Source organism: Thalassotalea fusca (assembly GCF_053485835.1).
Genome location: NZ_JBQRUN010000006.1, coordinates 43,679 through 63,139, shown reverse-complemented (window position 1 = coordinate 63,139; position 19,461 = coordinate 43,679). Strand labels below are relative to the sequence as shown.

Sequence of the window (19,461 nt, the reverse complement as noted above, 5' to 3'; positions counted from 1 at the left end):
AGTCTCATGAATCAGCTAAATAATATACTTGAACGACTTGTCGCCCCAAACTTTGGCCTTCTTACTTATGTGAGTGAAGTTCAGTTGCAGCCAGTAGAACCAGACGTCTATATTGCAGTAGCCGAATATCAAGATCCTAAACTGGTGTCGTCACATACTCGCCATATGAACATGGGTGTTAATGATAATAGGCAGGCTTCAGGGGCAGGATTAGACAGAGAATCAGCACTGTGGTCAACCGTTGGGGAAGCTGTAGAACGCTACGCAGCATCAGTAGTTGATGTTGAAAATCTATATTACGCATCGTTCAATGAGTTAGAAGGTGAGAAACTTGATCCTCGCGACATGATCTTGTTTGCTGACTGGCAATATCAATTACCCAATTTTCGATTCCATAAGTTTTGTCCGGATAAACCATTTGGTTGGACTAAAGGCTATAACTTAACTAAACAATGTGACGCCCATTTACCTGCCCGTTTTGCTTATCTTGACTACGTTTCTAAATATGAACATGAAGCGATTGATAACGGGTATAGTACGGGATTAGCTGCTGGCCCTACGATGGAAGCGGCGATTTGCTCTGGCATAAGGGAAGTGATTGAGCGTGATGCTTTCTCCTGTTATTTTTTGAATCAAATTTCTCCACCGAAAATTGATATTGACGGTCATCTTGCTGTGATGCCTGAAAAACTACAGAAAGTACTTAAGCAGCAACACATAGACTACTATGTCAGTGATATAACTACAGAATTCAATGTACCTTGCGTTATGTCAGTCCTAAAAAGTGGCACTAAACTTGGTTTTTCGACAGGAACAAGTTGTCATATGCAAGCGGGGCGAGCATTAGAGAAAGCTGTCGTTGAATCGTTTCATACGTTTAATTGGATTCTCGATATAAATCGTTGGCAAGAGCCAATTGAACAGCCAGAACAAGTGCGCAGCTTTGCTGATCATGTTAGCTACTATTTAGATGGCAGCAGACATCAAGATCTAGCGTTTCTTACCAACCTTGCGCCTGCGAGTCAATTTGAGATTAAACCACAAGACTTTGAAGGCGACGGCTTTGCTTCTAAAGACGAGCTCAATCATCTGGTGGATTTATTAGCCGCACATGGATATGAAGTTTTCGTGGTCGATCTAACGACTGAGGACATTTCGTCATTAGGATTTCATGTCATAAAAGTCATTATTCCTGGGTTACAGCCGTTATATGCTGGCTATGGTAATCAGCACTTAGATCCTCGCAGGCTGACTAAGTTTGCTAATAATATGGGCTACCAAGTGCCAGAGTCGTTTAATCAAACCCTACATGCGTTCCCATAAAAGGAAGATTACAATGTCTAATTCTTATCAAGATTTTATGAGCAATATTGGATTACCTGCCGCAGACACTGAATTGCTGGAGCTCTTCCATGAATCATCAAAAGTTAATTACTCTACTGCGCTAAAACGTGACGTTCGCATTGGTGCTTACTTATACGACCCGCGCTGCGTTTTAGAAGCGAGTCGAAATAGAAAAATCTTTCAAACATCGCCAAAAGTTTCGCTACCAAAAGCGCGAAAACTTACAATGGCGTTAGACGACGCTTTTCAACAACGCACGTCCTGTCGAACTTTCGTACAACCACCATTAACGGCTGAAGACTTAGCCACTGTCTTAAACTCATTGCGGGTTACCCGCACTGGTTTTTCAGCAGAATTCGATGAAGTGCCTATGGCTATGCGTACATATCCGTCACCTGGAGGACTTTATCCGGTCGAGGTTTATGTATTGGCGCTCAATAGTGATGACATTGAACGTGGAGTTTATCACTTTAATTTTGAGACGCATGAACTTGCCCGTATCAATAGCCTACCGCAACCTGACGAGTTGGCAATGATGTTAGGAGATCACGACAAATTGCATACTTATAGTGCTTCTTTTGCTGTTGTGCTGAGTTCAGTACTACCACGGAGCACAGTGAAGTACGAAAACCTAGGCTATCGGTTCTCATTAATTGAGTCTGGCATTATGGGGCAACACCTCGCGTTGGCCGCCACGGCTGAAAATATTGGAAGTCTCTTCTGGGGCGCATATTACGATGACAAAATTCACGATTTACTACAAGTAGATGGTGTTGAAGAAATTGTCACTAATTTCATTTGGTTGGGCAATAAGGAGTAATCAGATGAGTGAACAATCTCTAAAGGCAGAACAGTCTTTAATAATGAATGTTAAACACTTTCTTTCTTTCTGTTGCGAAGACAACTTTGAGCAAGCAGGCATCGCATTAACTCAATTTCACTCCGTGGTGCAGAGCGAAGAGATACTTTCATTATTTGCAAACGTCCAAGAAGGTGCACCATTAATTCAAGGTGATGCATCAACATATTTCACAGGGGCAATTGATGGGTTGAGTGAAATCGACCAGCAAGCAATGATTAACGATAGCAAGCGCGTAGCACATTTGTTTGACCAATCGCAGCCACTGTTGCTTGTAAACATCATGAAAGAAAGTAAAAACCCGCCATTTGCTATTCGCATTTGTCACGGAGTTGGTGTTGTCTATCTACCCTACCGTACAGTTCAGCGCAATGAAGTAGTACACGAAATTACGCATTGCATAGTAACTTCTGGACATCATTTCTTAGATGAGGCACTGGCATATTATGCAGAGGTCAAGCTTGAGCAATCTCATTTGCCACGCATCAGCTATGTGAGTTTAGATTATTGCTTACAGGTTAGGCACATAGAGACACTCAATGGCATGGATAACCAAGATGTACTCAACATATACAGTCATGGAGTTGAATTAGCAAACCTCTTGTTGAATCAAATCTCACCGGGTGAGTTGATTGATATATATCGACAAATACCTTTGCTTATAGCGACCAAAAAACTTGAGCCACAATTACAAGCGCTGGTTGGTCATCAATGGCACAAACTCGCTAGTTGTGATGAGACAGCAATCACGCAGCCTGATCATGCGTCTGTGAATGATGATGCTGAATCGTTAAGTCATTCTCTTAACAAGGCTTATTTTTCAGGTGATTTAGCACAAGTTGGTCAGTTGCTAGAACAATTGTTTCCATTTAAAGAAAGCAATGATCGTTACGTCATTATGGCAATTATTCGAGGGCTATTTTCAGCACTTTGCTACGGTGACAATGATGACCCTTCAACAGCACTTACTTTTCAAACACTTTGTAACCGTATTCAGCAGCAGTGCCCAAATACGCCAGAAAGCTATGTCTGCACAATATTAATTAATTGTCTAAAAATGCAACATGCTAAGTCTTATCTAGAAATTCAAGAACTTGCAATTGAAGTAGGCGAAATATTTGATAAAGGGCTATCGGCTTTCCCTGAAAACGGTGAGCTAAATCTAATGAAAGGGAAGAGTTTATTTGATACGCCTGAAGCGCAAGGCGGTGATAAAACTTTAGCTCGTCATTACTTTGAACAAGCAACGAAAGATCCCTTCTATGGTACACAAATAATGCAGTTGGTGGCTAATACCTAATAAGGACTTTGATATGGAACATGTACTATCTATAGATGAGCTAAGAGTAAACAGTAATAAACAAGTGCTCTTAGACATCGAGCAACTAACAATAAATACCGGTATGCAAATCGCAGTAGTCGGTGGAAATGGTGCTGGTAAAACGACACTCATTGAATCTTTGCTAGGATTGAGGCAGTTGGCATCTGGACAGGTTAATTGGCTTTGCGAGTCATCTTCTATTGGTGTCCAGCTCCAGCAAGCAAGTTACAACACTGATATGTTGGTTAAGGAAGTCATTCTATTACATCAACATCTTTATCATCACTTGGATACTCGCCTCTATGCGGCTTTTAATATAGCTGCATTATCTGGGAAAAAATACGGAATATTGTCTCGAGGTGAAAAACAGCGCGTGGATTTGTACGTTGCCATGGCGCATAACCCCCAGATGTTAGTACTTGATGAACCGGGTACCGGTTTAGATAAGAAATACTACAAAGCATTCATTGATAAAATGGACGCGCTCCAACAGCAAGAGAATTTTACATTGCTCATGGCATCCCACTCTGCATTAGAACTTAGGCTGGCGTCTCATATTTTGTGGGTCGGCGATGGCCGAATTAAAAAGTTCAATCACAAAAATGTTCTTCTAAATTCCTTACTTGGCACAGTGAAAGTGGAGGTCGCCTGTGACGATACTCACATACTCGATAATCTTTACGAGCAACTAAACAATGACCCTTGTGTGAACAGAATCAGTAGGTTAGCAAATAATACATTGATTATTTACGGTTTAAATGAACTAAAGCACCAAATGTTTACCATTGCGAAACAGTTATCTTTTAGCAAATTCAGCATCAGTGAAATCCGTGAAGATGACTTGTTGTCATTCATAGGTGAGCTGGACTCAGCCGTTTAACGACAGGACATAAATATGAAATTGGTATGTTTACTCATTGTATTAGAAATCAAAGCTTACCTGCGAAACTGGGGCGCAGTATTTTGGACATTTGCTTATCCCATCGCGTTACTGGTTTTACTTTCGACTATTTTTGGTGGTCAAAATGTGGCAACAGTCGATGTACAGTTACTTAACGGCTTCCATAATAAGCAAGCTCAATTATTTGTCGCATCGTTGGAAGAACGTACACGTATGATTGATGGGCTCAATGTAAACGCTAGTTGGGTGGAGGGGAATGAAAATACACCCGCGCAATCTGGAACACTTCAAATAGCATTTTCAGAAGAGTTTGGTTCGTTAAATCATATTTCGTCGATCAAACTCTCTACTGTTGGTAATTTGGATGAGCACAGCGGTAGCTTTATTTCTGTTATCGCTGAAACTGCCGAAGTATTTAACAGGCATTTAACCAACGGTGAGCAACTCATAATAACTGACTATAGCGGTATCCCTTCACCAGAAGACTACAACTATGACGCTTATTTGATTAGTGGATTAACAGCGTTAACTGTGGTTTCAACTGCCATGTTTGGCTTCTGTACTGTACTTGTGAGTATGCGCCAGAATGGCTCGTTGAAAATATACCAGGTATTTCCTCTCAGTAAAATTCAGTTTTTGCTCGGTTTTATGCTATCTCGCGCCATCATTCTGTTTGTATTCTGTTTAACATTTTTTTACGGCGCTAACTACATACTAGGTACAGGAGTGACGCTAAGTATTGCGGAATTGACAAAGTTTTCATGTCTACTCTTTGTCGGTATTTTAGCGTTTTTAAGCGCTGGACTGTTGATGGTTAGTTTGGTCAAAAATGGCGCCACTGCTGTCGCAATAATCAATATTATTAATTTGCCAGTATTATTCTTATCAGATTTGTTTATGCCAGTGGCGATGATGCCGGAATTTATTCGCGTGGTCGCTGAAAAGTCACCTGTCTATTTATTCGTAAACTCGCTTCGCAACGTTACAGATAGTGGCGCTCAAGATTTACTTGGATTGACCTTTTTTAGCTTGTTCATCGCAGGGGCATTGTGCCTTTGGGGCTCAACTAAAACCTTTAAATGGAGAAATGCATGAAATATTCATTACTAACATTCTTGACTTTATCAGCGCTAATCTCGGTTGTGCCTGAAACATCGGCTAGTGAATTAGTTGTTAATGTTGAAAACTTACATACAGGAAAGGGGAAGCTATATACCAGTTTATGTAGTAGTGCACATTTCATGAATGGTCGTTGTGATTACGAGATTATTAAGAAAGTAGACAAAGACACAGAGCAGGTTGTTTTTAGTCAGATATCACCAGGAAGTTATGCTGTGTCAGTATTCTACGATGTGAACAACAATAGCGAATTGGACACAAGTATTTTTGGTATACCTAAAGAACCTACCGGCGTGAGCAATAATGTGGTTGGAAAAATTGGGCCGCCAGCTTTTTCTGATGCTCAAATCAACATTGATGAGCACGACAAAGAAATTACGATCAAAGTTTTTTAGCGAGTTCTACATGAATCAGAGTTCATATCAAGAAATCATAGTGTCGTGTAAAAACCTGACTAAATACTATGGTCATAGTCAAACCAACGTACACGCTGTTAAGCAACTGAATCTTGAAATCAAAGCAGGAGAGATGTTAGCGATCTACGGGCCATCAGGCAGTGGTAAATCAACCTTGCTTAATTTGATTGGACAACTCGACATTCAGTCTTCTGGAGAGATCGTTTTATTTGGTAAATGCTCTTCAACGTTGAGTGTCAAAGAAAAAACAATGCTTCGCAGAGAGAAATTAGGATTCATATTTCAAAATTTTAACCTAATGCCAGTGTTGACTGCAGTTGAAAATGTCGAGTTAGCGCTAACGACCCATTCTTTTAGCAAGCAACAACGTAATGAACGAGCCATGGAAATGCTTTCGTTAGTTGGGCTAGCGCAGCGAGCTCATCATTTTCCACATGAATTGTCAGGTGGTCAGCAACAACGTGTCGGGGTTGCACGTGCATTAGTTCATCAGCCTAGTTTAGTCATGGCGGATGAACCCACAGCGAATCTAGACTCCAAATCTTCTGAAGACATCGTTAATTTAATGAAGGATTTGTGTCGCCAGCAGCAAGTCAGTTTTGTTTTTTCAACCCATGACCCTCGTATTTTGGCGGCTGTAGATCGCAGTATAAAACTAGATGATGGAGAGGTAGTTTCGTGATTTGGATAAATTTTGCATGGCGGAATTTCGTTAGAAATACGCGTAAATCGTACTTCAATTTACTCATTGTTTTGATTGGTATGCTCGCGTGCATCATTGCCATCGGGTATATGAAAGCGACATTTATGTTGGTTAAAGAAGGCACGATTAGAGGTGGTATGGCACACTTACAAATTGCCAAGCAAGGCACTTTTGACGGCTATGAAGAGTCTCCAATGCAGTTCGGCCTTAGCAAAAATGAAGTAGCCCAAATTGAAATTGTCTTACGCAATGATGCCAATGTAGAATTTATTTTACCGCGAATAAAATTCCAAGGTTTAATCAGCAAAGGCTCTACTAGTTTGGTTTTTATTGGTGATGGCGTATCTCCAAATCAAGAACGTAAACTTGCGCAGAACTTTATCAATACCGTATCAGGTAAAGGACTTGAATATGCACCTGATGGTGACATGTACAACATAGTTATCGGATCTGATATGGCGCGTCTTTTAGGGGCTGCCGTAGGGGATAATGTGACGTTAATGGCCGTCACAGAATTTGGTGGCATTAATGCCATCGACGTTAATGTTTTTGGCATTTCAACTTCGGGCTCCCCAGAAGTTGATAAAATTCAATTATATGCGCCGATAGAACTAGCGCAAAATTTAATTCTGACTGAGAAAATATCACGGCTTGCGATTAAGCTAACCAATGATGAAGTGGTTAGTGCAACACAGACATCGTTGAGTAACACGATTTCACCACTCGTAGTTAGGAATTGGCAGCAACTTTCACCTTTTTATGATCAAATGATCAGTTTGTATGTTCGTCAATTTACCGTGTTTGGTGTCATTATCGCAATCGTGGTTGTTCTGACTATGTTAAACGCCATGTTGATGAGCTTATATGAGCGAAAACGCGAGTTTGCTACCATGCTCAGTATCGGAATTTCACCTTTATCAGTAAAGTCCAGCTGTGTTTATGAAGGGGTTTACATCGGGTTGCTAGCTAGTGTCCTAGGTATCGTTATAGGAGCGGGGGTATGTGAACTAATTAATCTTGCGGGAATAAATATGCCTCCACCACCTGGCCGTTCGCAAGGGTACCAATTAATGGTGCTATTTGATATGAAAGCGACCGCATTAGTATGCGCGATCTTAGTTGGCCTGTGTGCTATCGCAGCATGGCTTGCAGCGTCAAAAATCAACAATATGACTATTGTGGAGGCAATAAACCATGCGTAGTATTTCTCGATTCTTGACAATAAGCACTATTATTTTGTCATTCAGTTTTTTCGCCAATGCTACTACCGACGAAGTAATGACTGATGCGAACAAACAACTAGCTAACAAGATCCTTAATTTTTTGGATAAAGGAAAAGCAGAAGGTACACCTTTTCAATTGCTTATGTCAGTTGATGACTTAACTTCAGGAACAAGTCAGCAATACCGAATGAAAGACGATGGCAATACTAGAACGGTATTGGAGTTTTTGGACAAACGTCAACGCGGTCAAAAAATATTGTCAACAGAGAACGATATCTGGTTTTTTTCAACTCGCACACGTCGCGCGATTAAAATCCCACCTATTCAGAAGTTATTCGGTGATGCGAGCATAGGTGATGTCTCTCGATTAAGGTATACCCTTGATTATGAACCAATCGCACTTATTCATGATAAAGACACCATAAAGCTAACCTTGAATAGCAAGCAGGCAAGTGCAACATACCACCAAATAGAGTTGTGGGTAAGTGGCTCTGAATTTTTGCCCAAAAAAGCTAATTTGTTTGCAGCGTCAGGAAAGATGCTAAAGACTGTTAACTTTGTGGATGTTGAAATTGTTGAAGGCACTCCAGTAGTAAATCGTTGGCAACTATCTAAGCCTGGCCAAGCGTCAAAAATCACTCAAGTGACGAGTTCAGAATTTGCTTACATCAAAGCGAGTGATATCGAGTTTACCAAGAGCTATTTGGAGCTTAAAAAATGATGTCGAAGTATCTGCTGACAGTATTGTTTGTCAGTGCGATGGCTCACAGTCAAGAAGTAAACTTTGACCTGCTTAATATCACTTCTATGCCAATTGCTTATAAGGGACGACTAAATCCCGACGACTTTCTTGGGGTTGATGCAGTCGCAAATGAGACTGCACTAGTGACATCAGGCGTGATTAATGCCAAAGGGGTAAGTGTTAACTTTAGAAACCGGTACAGTTATTACGTTGTTGAGGGAAGCCAATCTGATAGAGATGAATTTGAATGGCAAGAGCTTTCTATTGACCACCTATTAGCTGACAACCTCATTGTAAATATTGGTAAAACGCAGTTACCTTGGGATATGGCAATGTCTTTTCAGCCTTTGGGCTTTTTTCAACGAGAATTGAATATTACTGACCTCACTGATAGCCAAAGTCGTTCTGCGGGCTTACCGTTAATTGCTTTTTCGTATTTAGCTACAAATTGGCAAGGAACTTTAGTTTATAGCCATGATTTTGAAAATCAGATAGATGGATTTAATCAAGGATTAGAGCAATGGGCAGGCAAGTGGGCCTATACTCTGGATCAAGGAGAGGTTGCACTAGTGATGCAAAAACCTCAGGGGCAACCCATTGGTTTTGGTTTGCAAGCGAACTATACCTTAAATGACAGCGCCGTATTTTATACTTCCATTTATGTGAGAAAAGGCACTCGCCGCCCTCAAGATATGAGACTCTTAATGGATGATTATATATTTATGGGGCAGTATCCTTTTTCATATTCGTCACTTAATTCACAACAAAAATACTCAAGGTATGTCGTCGGCTTGTCGTGGCAGTTGTATCAGATAAGCTTTACTACTGAATATAGCTATGACGAACGTGGATTAGATGACACGAAATGGCGTAAATTTATCGATAATAATACCGCAAATCTTGTACTTTACCATAGTGAGAGACAGGCATTAGGCGAGCTAGCGTTATATTACGATAATCAAGCAATCATCAAAACAGGTACTCGGCAAAAATACTGGTTCGTTAACGCTCTGATGGATCTTGAACAAAGCAGTTTAGGTCTGTTTGTTAAGATTGATGGCCACGACTTTTCTTCGATTTCAGGCGCTACATTTACACATCGTTTAAATGACGCTACAGATCTGAGCCTGAGCTACTATCATTTCGCAGGAAGTCGTTCTAGCGAACTGGGCAGTTTGCCTATCAAATCTGAATTCGAGCTTATGTTCAAATACCTGTTTTAACCTATACCTTTCTTAGCCTAGCGAGCAAAAAATACCATGGTTACTCGAACAATTGCACCAGAGTTTTATACAAGTGAATCGCTTTTTGAGCGAGAAAAATCTCAGCTGTTCCCGTCACAGCTATTTTGTCTGACACATGCTAGTGAGCTGCCAAATGTTGGAGATTTTGAACGCTTTAAACTTTTTGATGACGACATTCTACTGAGTCGTCAGCGAGAAGGTAACTTATTGGCCTTTGCCAATACATGTTTGCATCGCAGAGCAACGTTAGAGACAGAGAAGAAGGGATGCAAAAAACGTTTTACCTGCCGATACCATGCTTGGCAATATGATAATTCCGGTGTGCTAATCTCTACAAGGGAACAGCTACCACAGCTTGAGTGTAAGCTAAGCTTGTCTACTTACCCTTTATTTGAACTTGGCGGTTTGCAGTTAGTGCAACTAGGTAATGAAGATGATGTTGGTAATGTTGATCTGACAAATTTAAAGCAATTCTTTGAGTTTTATGGTGTACAAAATACCATAGTTGCACATTCGCAGGAGTATGCCTGTTCGGCAAACTGGAAGATTGTTACCGAGAATTTCTTAGAATGTTATCACTGTGCGCCGAACCATCCTCAGCTTTCACAAGCCGAAGGACATGTAGAATTATTAGAAAATGGCGACATGAGCCAATTCATTCAACAACAAAATGCCTACTTCTCAAGGGCAGAATCTTTCGAGCACTTGGTACCCGAGCCGCAATTCATTAATAGCAATAATGCCGTTTACTCAGTCATCAATGGTGTGCATTTGCAATCGCCTCGCGCTACAGGGACGCAAACAGGGCAACTCATTGGTTCACTACTAGGTAAACAAGAAGGTATAGATCATGGCTTTGTTTATGGTTCTCTGGGCCCATTCTTGCACTTTTCTATATATTCAGATCACGTCGTGGTTGTGTGCTTTGAGCCCAAAACAGCAGGGCACACGCAAGTCAAATTGTTTTGGTTAACTAATGCAGATTTTGATCACAAGAAGTTACCAACGTTGAAATGGCTTTGGCACAATACGATTCAACAGGATTGCCAGCTATGTGAACTCGTACAACAACAAGCAAAGTCAAGCCGAGCTACGTCGGGTTACTACACTGACATGGAGGCTGACAGTGCTTATTTTAGCGCTTGGTATAGGCAACACTTTGTCAACAACGATATAAAAGATATAAGTGTTGAATCTACTAAAAACAGAAGAACTGCTTAATCTTCTTAGCACCGTCGCGACTGCTATTTAACTCACTTTTGTTCTCGTCGTTCATTATCAACATTAGTTTACCGCCAAACCAGCGCTGGATTTCTTTAATGTGGTGAATATTGATCATGTAACTGCGATGCAATCTAATGAATAAAGCAGGATCAAGTAAGTCTTCCAGTTGTTCGAGTGAATAATTGACTGGATAAGCACGATCAAATGTATAGGCGCAAACGCCGCTAGCGGTGGACTTTAAGTAATAGATATCGTCAGTTTTAAGTATGAAAATTCGATCGCCTTGTTTACTGACAAGGTGTGGTTCATGTGTAGTATTCGTAATTGGTGTTTTTTGGCTGGTACTTAGCTTCTGATGCACTTTTTCAACAGCTTGTTTCAATCGTTCGGTATCAAATGGTTTCAACAAGTAATCTACTGCATCTTTATCAAATGCTTTAATCGCATATTCACTGTAAGCGGTAGTGAATACGACCAAGGTATGTGTCGGCAATGAACTTAATACATCAAAGCCATTTAATTCTGACATATTAATGTCGAGAAAAATAACATCTGGATTTATTTTGTTAACTTCGTGAATCGCAGAAAGGGGCTCTTGTGAATTGCCTACAATGTCAATGTTGTTAATTTGAGATAATTGATGGCTTAACTTGCTAATGGCCATCGCTTCATCGTCTAAAATATAGGCGGTGAGTGTTTTACTTTCCATATCTATTCCCCAATCTACGTTTGTGCTATATACAAAGTTGCAATTGCACCAATACCACTGGACGTTGAGCCATTTTCTAAGCTTAATGATGAAGATGGACAATGCTGAATGCGCGTTTTAACATTTTTCAGTCCTACTCGCCTGTGAGTGTCTAGCTTCAAAACATGCTCTGGGAAGCCTACGCCATTGTCACTGACTGAAATTTTAAGTTTGTTGTTTACACGCTTAATTGTCACATTAATGTGTAAAGGCTTATTTTTATTGTTATGTTTGATGGCATTTTCTACTAAGGTTTGCACGATAAGAGGTGGAAGTAAGTAATTATTACTTTCGGGATCAACATGAGTGTCGAGTGTGAGTAGTTCACCGAAACGAGCCTTTTCAATGCTAATGTAACGTGCGATTAGGTCTAACTCGGCTTGCACTGTTATTTTTTCTTTGTCAGACAACTCAAGTGAAAAGCGCAGCAATGCTGCAAGGTCATGCAATATGCGATCAGCTTCATCAGGATTAGTGTGAATCATGGCAGATATCGTGTTAAGACTATTGAACAATAAATGCGGGTTTAGCTGATACCTAAGTGTTTCTGCCTGCGCTTTATGCAGGTTTATTTTGCTCGAAATAAGCATTTCACTATATTCATACACGCGTGCAATTGAATACATAATTAACGTCCAAGAAATTGACATGACCAAGGTGTTTTCCATGTCAAAAACATATTTGCTAAAAATTACGCCTTGAAAAATATCTTTGGCGATGTGTCCTATTAATAAGGAAATCCAAAGGATCAATAACTCAAGCAGGTAATGACCGCGTTCTTTATTCCTAAGTTTGAAAATTAAATAGCCAGCAGTCCACAGCGGCCACCAATAAAAACACACAAACCAAGTTAATGCGGCTAGTAACTCGGCAACTATCACGTTTGATTGATAGGATGAGCCGAAAGCAGCAAACACAACTGTTAATACAAACGATGTATAGAAAGTGAATTTGTAATATCCGAGTTTTGAAATTCTTTGCGTGACCATTTCCCTTCCCTAGTAGTCGTTGCGTGATAACGCGTTGATTCCTTTACGCTACCTATAACATTTAAGTGAAACCACAAGCCATTTATATTGTTTTTTTATCATGATTTACATTGTTTGTTAACATTTTTGTTTCATTTGTCCCGCACTTTCATTGTTTTTTCATGGTAATTAAAAAATACTAGTCATCGTTGCTCATTAATGGCATATCGGGGGGATTTTCATTGCTTCCAGGTGCTTAGCGATAAATATGAATGGGTTAATTAAAATGCTTACTGATTAAATTGTATTTATATCAAAGTGTTAGGTTTTGTTTGGTGACTTGGATTATTTACGGAACTTGCGAACTACTACACTTTGATTGAGGTTGAAAATACAGATTCTGCAATCTGTTTACACCTCATAACAAAATGTTTTAGACGTCTATACGTTTAGAGGTTGACATATCTAGAAATCCAAGCGACATTATAACCATTAAAAGTTTAGCCGAAGAATTGCAAAAAGGTGGATGCTTTATGCCCATTAAAATTCCAGATCAGTTGCCCGCACTTACCGTACTAGATAACGAAAATATTTTCGTTATGTCTGAGCACCGTGCGGTTAATCAAGATATTCGTCCGATGGAAGTCGCAATTCTTAACTTGATGCCAAACAAAATAGAAACCGAAGTACAAATTTTGCGCATGCTTGGCAATACGCCGTTGCAGATCAACATCGAGTTTATTCGTATTCATGCTAATGAATCTAAGCATACGCCTAAAGAACACCTTGATAACTTTTATCGACTATTCGACGACGTTAAAGAGAAGCAATACGACGGGTTAATTATAACTGGCGCTCCACTAGCGTTGCTGGATTACCATGATGTTACGTTTTGGGACAAAATATGTGAAGTATTTGACTGGGCAGAAAGAAACGTTACTTCAACGATGTTTTCGTGTTGGGCTGCACATGCGGCGTTATATCATCATTATGGTATTCAACGCCATTTACGTAAGCAAAAGCTGTCTGGTGTTTATCGTCATTACCCGATAGATCCGCGTGAGCAACTAACCCGTGGCTTTGATGAATCCTTTTACGTACCACATTCGCGTTATGGTTACATTGAACGTGCAGAGTACGAAGCTATCGATGGTCTGAGGGTTTTGGCTGAATCTGAAGAAGCAGGCGTGTACCTCGTTGCGTCAAAGAATAAGCAGCAAGTGTATCTCACGGGACATCCAGAGTATGATGCAACTACGTTGTTAGAAGAGTATCAGCGTGATCTATCTGCTGGAATATCACCCCAAATTCCTGAGAATTATTTTACCAATGATAACGTAAACACGCAGCCAAAAAGCTTATGGCGCAGCCATGGCAGCCTTTTATTCACCAATTGGCTCAACTATTATGTATATCAAATCACACCGTATCAGTTAGACGCTAATAGCATTCAGGCGATCCACCCTGAAGGATAAATAGAGAAGTAGTATGAAAAAATCAGCATCTTATGCCTTATTAGAGCAGCAACTAGGCCAACGAATACTTATCCTTGATGGTGCGATGGGTACGATGATTCAGGCTTATAAGTTTGAAGAGCAAGATTATCGTGGTGAGCGTTTTGCTGATTGGCACTGTGATGTCAAAGGCAATAACGACATGTTGGTATTAACCCAGCCTGACGTTATCAAAGCAATTCACATGGAGTATCTGCAAGCTGGAGCAGATATTTTAGAAACGAATACCTTTAACGCCACCACTATTGCTATGGCTGACTATGACATGGAGCAATATAGCGCAGAGATTAACTTAGTTGCTGCGCAAATTGCACGTCAGGCAGCAGATGAAATGACAGCACAAACACCTGACAGACCTAGGTTTGTTGCGGGGGTTTTGGGACCAACTAACCGTACGTGTTCAATTTCTCCAGATGTAAATGACCCCGCATACCGAAATGTCACGTTTGACGAGTTAAAAGATGCTTACATTGAATCGACCAAGGCATTGATTCAAGGTGGTTCAGATATCATCTTGATCGAAACTATTTTTGACACATTGAACGCAAAAGCGGCGATTTTTGCCGTGGAAACGGTATTTGAAGAGCTAGGTGAGCGTTTACCTGTAATGATTTCAGGTACAATTACTGACGCCTCAGGTCGAACGCTTTCAGGGCAAACTACAGAGGCATTTTATAATTCATTACGTCATGCACAACCGATTTCATTTGGTCTCAACTGTGCGCTGGGGCCGGTTGAATTGCGGCAGTATGTTGAAGAATTGAGTCGTATTAGTGATGTGGCTGTGTCTGCGCATCCAAACGCAGGTTTACCTAATGCGTTCGGTGAGTACGACTTTAGTGTCGATGACATGAACTTGCACGTAAAAGAGTGGGCAGAATCTGGATTCTTAAACATCATTGGTGGTTGTTGTGGTACAACTCCTGCGCATATCAAAGGAATGTCAGATGTAGTTGCAGGCGTTACGCCGCGCAAAATTGAGCCGAGAGAAGTGGCTTGTCGGTTATCTGGCTTGGAAGCACTGACAATCAACAAAGATACTTTGTTTGTTAATGTGGGCGAACGTACAAACGTCACTGGTTCAGCTATATTCAAGCGACTTATTACTGAAGAGAACTACGACCAAGCTATCGCTGTCGCTTTACAACAAGTGGAAAATGGCGCTCAGATTATTGATATCAACATGGATGAAGGCATGTTGGACTCCAAAGCTGCGATGATTCGTTTCTTGAATCTTATTGCGGGTGAGCCAGATATTGCCAAGGTGCCAATTATGTTGGACTCGTCTAAGTGGGATATCTTAGAAGAGGGACTTAAGTGTATCCAAGGTAAAGGTATCGTCAACTCGATTAGCCTGAAAGAAGGCGAAGAGGCTTTTCGCCAGCAGGCTGAACTGTTAAGGCGCTACGGCGCTGCTGTAATCGTGATGGCTTTCGATGAAGTCGGTCAGGCCGATACCCGAAAACGTAAATATGAGATTTGTCACCGTGCATACCACATCCTTGTTGATGAAATTGGTTTTCCGGCGGAAGACATTATCTTTGACCCGAATATATTTGCTGTAGCAACTGGTATTGAAGAGCACAATAACTACGCGGTTGATTTTATTGAAGCAGTTAAAGACATTAAAGATAACCTGCCTTATGCGATGATCTCTGGCGGTGTTTCAAATGTCTCGTTTTCGTTTCGTGGTAATAATCCGGTACGCGAGGCAATTCACGCCGTATTCCTTTATCACGCCATTAAAAATGGTATGGATATGGGCATCGTAAACGCGGGGCAACTGGCAATATATTCAGATATCCCTGAAGATTTGCGCATTGCGGTTGAAGATGTGATTCAAAACAGCGACGACGGTGCAACCGAACGCCTGCTCGATACTGCAGAGAAATATCGTGGTCAGGCAGGAGCGCAAGACAGTAAAGTCGATCAGGCATGGCGCGAATTGCCAATCAATAAGCGATTGGAGCATGCGTTGGTTAAAGGTATCAACGAATTTATCGTTGAAGACACTGAAGAAGCACGACTAGCGGCAGAGCGCCCACTCCATGTAATTGAAGGGCCGTTAATGGACGGCATGAATGTCGTAGGTGATTTGTTTGGCGCTGGTGAAATGTTCTTGCCACAAGTAGTGAAATCTGCGCGAGTCATGAAGCAAGCTGTTGCTCACCTAAATCCTTATATCGAGGCGGAGAAAACGGTCGCCAAATCTAATGGTAAAGTGTTACTAGCTACTGTAAAAGGCGATGTTCACGACATAGGCAAAAACATCGTTGGCGTAGTATTACAATGTAACAACTATGACATTATCGACTTAGGTGTCATGGTGTCGTGTGAAGAAATCTTACGTGTTGCTAAAGAAGAAAAGGTCGATATTATTGGCTTGTCTGGGCTTATTACACCGTCACTTGATGAAATGGTACATGTCGCCAAAGAGATGCAGCGCCAAGGTTTTACTCTTCCGCTGCTCATAGGTGGCGCGACAACATCTAAAGCTCATACGGCAGTGAAAATCGCCCCACAATATGAACATCCTGTGGTATATGTGCCTAATGCTTCACGCTCGGTATCAGTTGTGAGTAATCTATTATCAGATACTCACCGTGGTCCATTTATGGAACGTATCAACGACGAATATGTTCGCGTGCGTGATCGCCACTACAAAAAAGGACCGCGTTCAAGTTTAATCTCTATAGAAGATGCACGTGCCAATGCCGTACCGTTAAGTTTTGAGGACTACACACCCAAAATACCGAATAAGCTTGGTGTTACTGTGCTGGAAGAACTCGATTTAAACGTTGTGCGTAACTATATCGACTGGACACCGTTCTTTATGACATGGCAGCTATCTGGCAAGTATCCATTGATCTTGCGCCACGAAGTGGTAGGTGAGGAAGCAACTCGCTTATTCAATGATGCAAACGCGATGCTCGATGACGTAATCAACAATAAGAAGCTCAAGGCAAAGGCAGTGTTTGGTTTGTTCCCTGCTGTGCGTGTAGGTGATGATGTTCAATTGTTTGAAGATGATGAACGTGAGCAACCCTTGATGAAGTTACACCAATTACGTCAACAAACGAAGAAACCTGCGGGGCAATATAATCGGTGTTTGTCGGATTATGTGGCAGATGAAGCTTCCGGCGTGAAAGACTATATGGGAGCGTTTGCGGTTTCAGCAGGCTTTGGTGCAGATGAATTAGTGAAAGCTTTTGATAAGGATCACGATGACTACAATAGTATTCTGATTAAGGCTGTCGCTGACCGATTGGCAGAAGCGAGTGCCGAGTACTTACATGAGCGTATTCGTAAGGAATATTGGGGCTACGCGCCCGATGAAACGCTTGAAAATGACGCACTGATTCGTGAGCAATATCAGGGGATACGTCCTGCACCAGGTTACCCAGCGTGTCCAGAGCACACGGAAAAAGGGCTTCTGTGGCAATTGTTGGATGTTGAAAATAACATCGGTATGGAGCTAACATCCAGTTATGCAATGTGGCCGGGGGCAGCGGTAAGTGGCTGGTACTTTGCGCATCCTGATGCTAAATATTTTGCTGTAGCGAAAGTGGCTAAGGATCAGGTGCTTGATTATGCGCAACGTAAACATTTTACCTTGGAGCAGGCTGAACGTTGGTTGTCTTCGAATTTGGATTATGAGCCAGAGTAAATAAGTAATAACGAATGATGGGGCATAGCTGCCCCATTTTTTGTGCTACAAAATAGCGTCTAAAGCATCGCTGAGCTTTTTCACACCAATAACTTCCATACCTTCAATTTTGTCTTTTGGTTGATTATTAAAGGGAACAATGGCGCGCTTAAAACCATGCTTGGCAGCTTCGTTGATGCGCTCTTGGCCACTGGTTACTGGGCGGATTTCACCTGACAATCCAACTTCGCCAAACACCACTAAATCTTGCGGCAATGCTTTGTCTCGAAAGCTAGAAACCAATGCCATAATAAGTGCTAAATCGATGCCTGTTTCAGAGACTTTAACGCCACCAACCACGTTAATAAACACGTCCTGATCGTTCATCTGTAGGCCGCCATGACGGTTGAGAATAGCCAAAAGCATCGCGAGGCGGTTTTGCTCAGCACCAACAGCGACACGTCTTGGGTTGCCGAGCGCGGAGTGATCAACCAATGCCTGAATCTCGACTAACAGTGGGCGTGTTCCTTCCCATAACACCATAACGATACTACCAGGCGTTTGTTCTTCGCTGCGCGTTAAGAAAATTGCTGAAGGGTTTTTTACCTCTTTAAGTCCGGTGCCGGTCATGCCAAAAACACCAAGTTCATTTACTGCACCAAAGCGGTTCTTGATGCCGCGAAGTGTGCGGTAGCGTGAATCGGTGGAACCTTCGAGCATGATTGAACAATCGATACAATGTTCTAAAACCTTCGGGCCAGCGAGAGAGCCATCTTTAGTCACATGGCCAACGATGATCATGGCGACATGATGTTGTTTAGCAAATCGAGTAAGAAAAGCGGCAGCCTCTCGTACTTGCGACACACTACCTGGTGCTGATTGGATATCAGACATGTGCATGACCTGAATAGAGTCAATGACCATAATCTTCGGCTTTTCGCGTTCCGCGATATGACAGATATTTTCAACACTGGTTTCAGAAAGTAGCTTTAGGTTATCGGCTTTTAGTCCAAGCCGCTGCGCACGCATGGCAACTTGCTGCAATGATTCCTCACCAGTGATGTACAGGGCAGGCATATGGTTTGAAAGTGCGCACATTGTTTGTAGGAGTAATGTACTTTTACCTGCGCCGGGTTCACCACCGATTAACGTTGCGCTGCCCGGTACCACACCGCCACCTAACACCCGGTCAAATTCGACAAAGCCTGTTGAAAAACGGGGTAAATCAGCCAAATCGATGGTATCTAATGTTTGTACCTTAGCTTCGGTCATGCCAGCATATCCACTAAAACTGCCTCGGGAACTGCTTGGCGCTTTGGCAGCACGATATTCAGAAATTGTGTTCCATGCTTTGCATTCGTTACATTGGCCTAACCAACGTGAATAGTCGGCACCGCAATCGGTACATACAAAGGCGGTTTTAGTTTTTGCCATGGTTTACTAGCTTTCCCTTAAATTTATAAGCAGCTAATCGAGACCATTAGTTGCG

General features: G+C 41.6%; 16 protein-coding genes. 13 read left to right on the top strand and 3 right to left on the bottom strand.

What is annotated here, in order from left to right; genetic code table 11:
* Positions 1–6: 6 nt before the first annotated feature.
* From ACSLUK_RS09300 to ACSLUK_RS09250, 11 genes are read left to right on the top strand one after another with little or no spacing between them, the layout of a single operon-like run.
* Complete coding sequence (locus tag ACSLUK_RS09300; RefSeq protein WP_448548287.1) at positions 7–1,323, top strand: SagD/YcaO family ATP-dependent cyclodehydratase; 1,317 nt, start codon at positions 7–9, stop codon at positions 1,321–1,323.
* A gap of 13 nt (positions 1,324–1,336) precedes the next feature.
* Complete coding sequence (locus tag ACSLUK_RS09295; protein WP_448548286.1) at positions 1,337–2,164, top strand: SagB/ThcOx family dehydrogenase; 828 nt, start codon at positions 1,337–1,339, stop codon at positions 2,162–2,164.
* Positions 2,165–2,168: 4 nt separating this feature from the next.
* Positions 2,169–3,503, top strand: a complete 1,335-nt coding sequence (locus tag ACSLUK_RS09290) for a hypothetical protein (RefSeq protein ID WP_448548285.1) — start codon at positions 2,169–2,171, stop codon at positions 3,501–3,503.
* Between the two features lie 13 nt (positions 3,504–3,516).
* Complete coding sequence (locus ACSLUK_RS09285) at positions 3,517–4,404, top strand: ATP-binding cassette domain-containing protein (RefSeq protein WP_448548284.1); 888 nt, start codon at positions 3,517–3,519, stop codon at positions 4,402–4,404.
* Positions 4,405–4,419: 15 nt separating this feature from the next.
* Positions 4,420–5,520: an ABC transporter permease gene (locus ACSLUK_RS09280; RefSeq protein WP_448548283.1), complete on the top strand. Its 1,101-nt coding sequence runs from the start codon at positions 4,420–4,422 to the stop codon at positions 5,518–5,520.
* Positions 5,517–5,939 carry a DUF2141 domain-containing protein gene (locus ACSLUK_RS09275; RefSeq protein WP_448548282.1) on the top strand — a complete coding sequence of 141 codons (423 nt, stop codon included), beginning with the start codon at positions 5,517–5,519 and terminating at the stop codon, positions 5,937–5,939. The genes ACSLUK_RS09280 and ACSLUK_RS09275 overlap by 4 nt, the downstream gene beginning before the upstream one ends.
* 10 nt (positions 5,940–5,949) lie before the next feature.
* Positions 5,950–6,642, top strand: coding sequence for an ABC transporter ATP-binding protein (locus ACSLUK_RS09270; protein WP_448548281.1), 693 nt, complete (start codon positions 5,950–5,952; stop codon positions 6,640–6,642).
* Positions 6,639–7,865, top strand: coding sequence for an ABC transporter permease (locus ACSLUK_RS09265; protein ID WP_448548280.1), 1,227 nt, complete (start codon positions 6,639–6,641; stop codon positions 7,863–7,865). Before ACSLUK_RS09270 ends, ACSLUK_RS09265 begins: the two co-directional genes overlap by 4 nt.
* The gene (locus ACSLUK_RS09260; protein ID WP_448548279.1) at positions 7,858–8,607 is read left to right on the top strand and encodes an outer membrane lipoprotein-sorting protein; all 750 of its coding nucleotides are present in this window, start codon (positions 7,858–7,860) and stop codon (positions 8,605–8,607) included. Before ACSLUK_RS09265 ends, ACSLUK_RS09260 begins: the two co-directional genes overlap by 8 nt.
* Positions 8,604–9,851, top strand: coding sequence for a hypothetical protein (locus tag ACSLUK_RS09255; protein ID WP_448548278.1), 1,248 nt, complete (start codon positions 8,604–8,606; stop codon positions 9,849–9,851). Before ACSLUK_RS09260 ends, ACSLUK_RS09255 begins: the two co-directional genes overlap by 4 nt.
* 36 nt (positions 9,852–9,887) lie before the next feature.
* On the top strand, positions 9,888–11,093 hold the full coding sequence (locus tag ACSLUK_RS09250; protein WP_448548277.1) for an aromatic ring-hydroxylating oxygenase subunit alpha: 1,206 nt from the start codon (positions 9,888–9,890) through the stop codon (positions 11,091–11,093).
* Here the strand turns inward: ACSLUK_RS09250 and ACSLUK_RS09245 are convergent.
* The gene (locus ACSLUK_RS09245) at positions 11,071–11,805 is read right to left on the bottom strand and encodes a LytR/AlgR family response regulator transcription factor (RefSeq protein WP_448548276.1); all 735 of its coding nucleotides are present in this window, start codon (positions 11,803–11,805) and stop codon (positions 11,071–11,073) included. The genes ACSLUK_RS09250 and ACSLUK_RS09245 overlap by 23 nt on opposite strands.
* 14 nt (positions 11,806–11,819) lie before the next feature.
* Positions 11,820–12,833, bottom strand: a complete 1,014-nt coding sequence (locus ACSLUK_RS09240) for a sensor histidine kinase (RefSeq protein WP_448548275.1) — start codon at positions 12,831–12,833, stop codon at positions 11,820–11,822.
* A 512-nt stretch (positions 12,834–13,345) separates the two neighbouring features.
* On the opposite strand from ACSLUK_RS09240, the gene metA reads away from it, so the two are divergent.
* On the top strand, positions 13,346–14,287 hold the full coding sequence (gene metA / locus ACSLUK_RS09235) for a homoserine O-succinyltransferase MetA (protein ID WP_448548274.1): 942 nt from the start codon (positions 13,346–13,348) through the stop codon (positions 14,285–14,287).
* A 13-nt stretch (positions 14,288–14,300) separates the two neighbouring features.
* Positions 14,301–17,993, top strand: coding sequence for a methionine synthase (metH, locus tag ACSLUK_RS09230; protein WP_448548273.1), 3,693 nt, complete (start codon positions 14,301–14,303; stop codon positions 17,991–17,993).
* A gap of 45 nt (positions 17,994–18,038) precedes the next feature.
* Here the strand turns inward: metH and radA are convergent, their stop codons facing one another.
* Positions 18,039–19,406 carry a DNA repair protein RadA gene (gene radA, locus ACSLUK_RS09225; RefSeq protein WP_448548272.1) on the bottom strand — a complete coding sequence of 456 codons (1,368 nt, stop codon included), beginning with the start codon at positions 19,404–19,406 and terminating at the stop codon, positions 18,039–18,041.
* Positions 19,407–19,461 lie beyond the last annotated feature (55 nt).

Bases quoted from the DNA above. Each gene is read 5' to 3' on its own strand.
- metH (WP_448548273.1), top strand. From the start codon at position 14,301: ATGAAAAAATCAGCATCTTATGCCTTATTAGAGCAGCAACTAGGCCAA.
- ACSLUK_RS09300 (WP_448548287.1), top strand. From the start codon at position 7: ATGAATCAGCTAAATAATATACTTGAACGACTTGTCGCCCCAAACTTT.
- ACSLUK_RS09295 (WP_448548286.1), top strand. From the start codon at position 1,337: ATGTCTAATTCTTATCAAGATTTTATGAGCAATATTGGATTACCTGCC.
- ACSLUK_RS09270 (WP_448548281.1), top strand. From the start codon at position 5,950: ATGAATCAGAGTTCATATCAAGAAATCATAGTGTCGTGTAAAAACCTG.
- ACSLUK_RS09275 (WP_448548282.1), top strand. From the start codon at position 5,517: ATGAAATATTCATTACTAACATTCTTGACTTTATCAGCGCTAATCTCG.
- ACSLUK_RS09255 (WP_448548278.1), top strand. From the start codon at position 8,604: ATGATGTCGAAGTATCTGCTGACAGTATTGTTTGTCAGTGCGATGGCT.
- ACSLUK_RS09250 (WP_448548277.1), top strand. From the start codon at position 9,888: ATGGTTACTCGAACAATTGCACCAGAGTTTTATACAAGTGAATCGCTT.
- ACSLUK_RS09245 (WP_448548276.1), bottom strand. From the start codon at position 11,805: ATGGAAAGTAAAACACTCACCGCCTATATTTTAGACGATGAAGCGATG.
- ACSLUK_RS09240 (WP_448548275.1), bottom strand. From the start codon at position 12,833: ATGGTCACGCAAAGAATTTCAAAACTCGGATATTACAAATTCACTTTC.
- ACSLUK_RS09290 (WP_448548285.1), top strand. From the start codon at position 2,169: ATGAGTGAACAATCTCTAAAGGCAGAACAGTCTTTAATAATGAATGTT.
- ACSLUK_RS09260 (WP_448548279.1), top strand. From the start codon at position 7,858: ATGCGTAGTATTTCTCGATTCTTGACAATAAGCACTATTATTTTGTCA.
- radA (WP_448548272.1), bottom strand. From the start codon at position 19,406: ATGGCAAAAACTAAAACCGCCTTTGTATGTACCGATTGCGGTGCCGAC.
- metA (WP_448548274.1), top strand. From the start codon at position 13,346: ATGCCCATTAAAATTCCAGATCAGTTGCCCGCACTTACCGTACTAGAT.
- ACSLUK_RS09280 (WP_448548283.1), top strand. From the start codon at position 4,420: ATGAAATTGGTATGTTTACTCATTGTATTAGAAATCAAAGCTTACCTG.
- ACSLUK_RS09285 (WP_448548284.1), top strand. From the start codon at position 3,517: ATGGAACATGTACTATCTATAGATGAGCTAAGAGTAAACAGTAATAAA.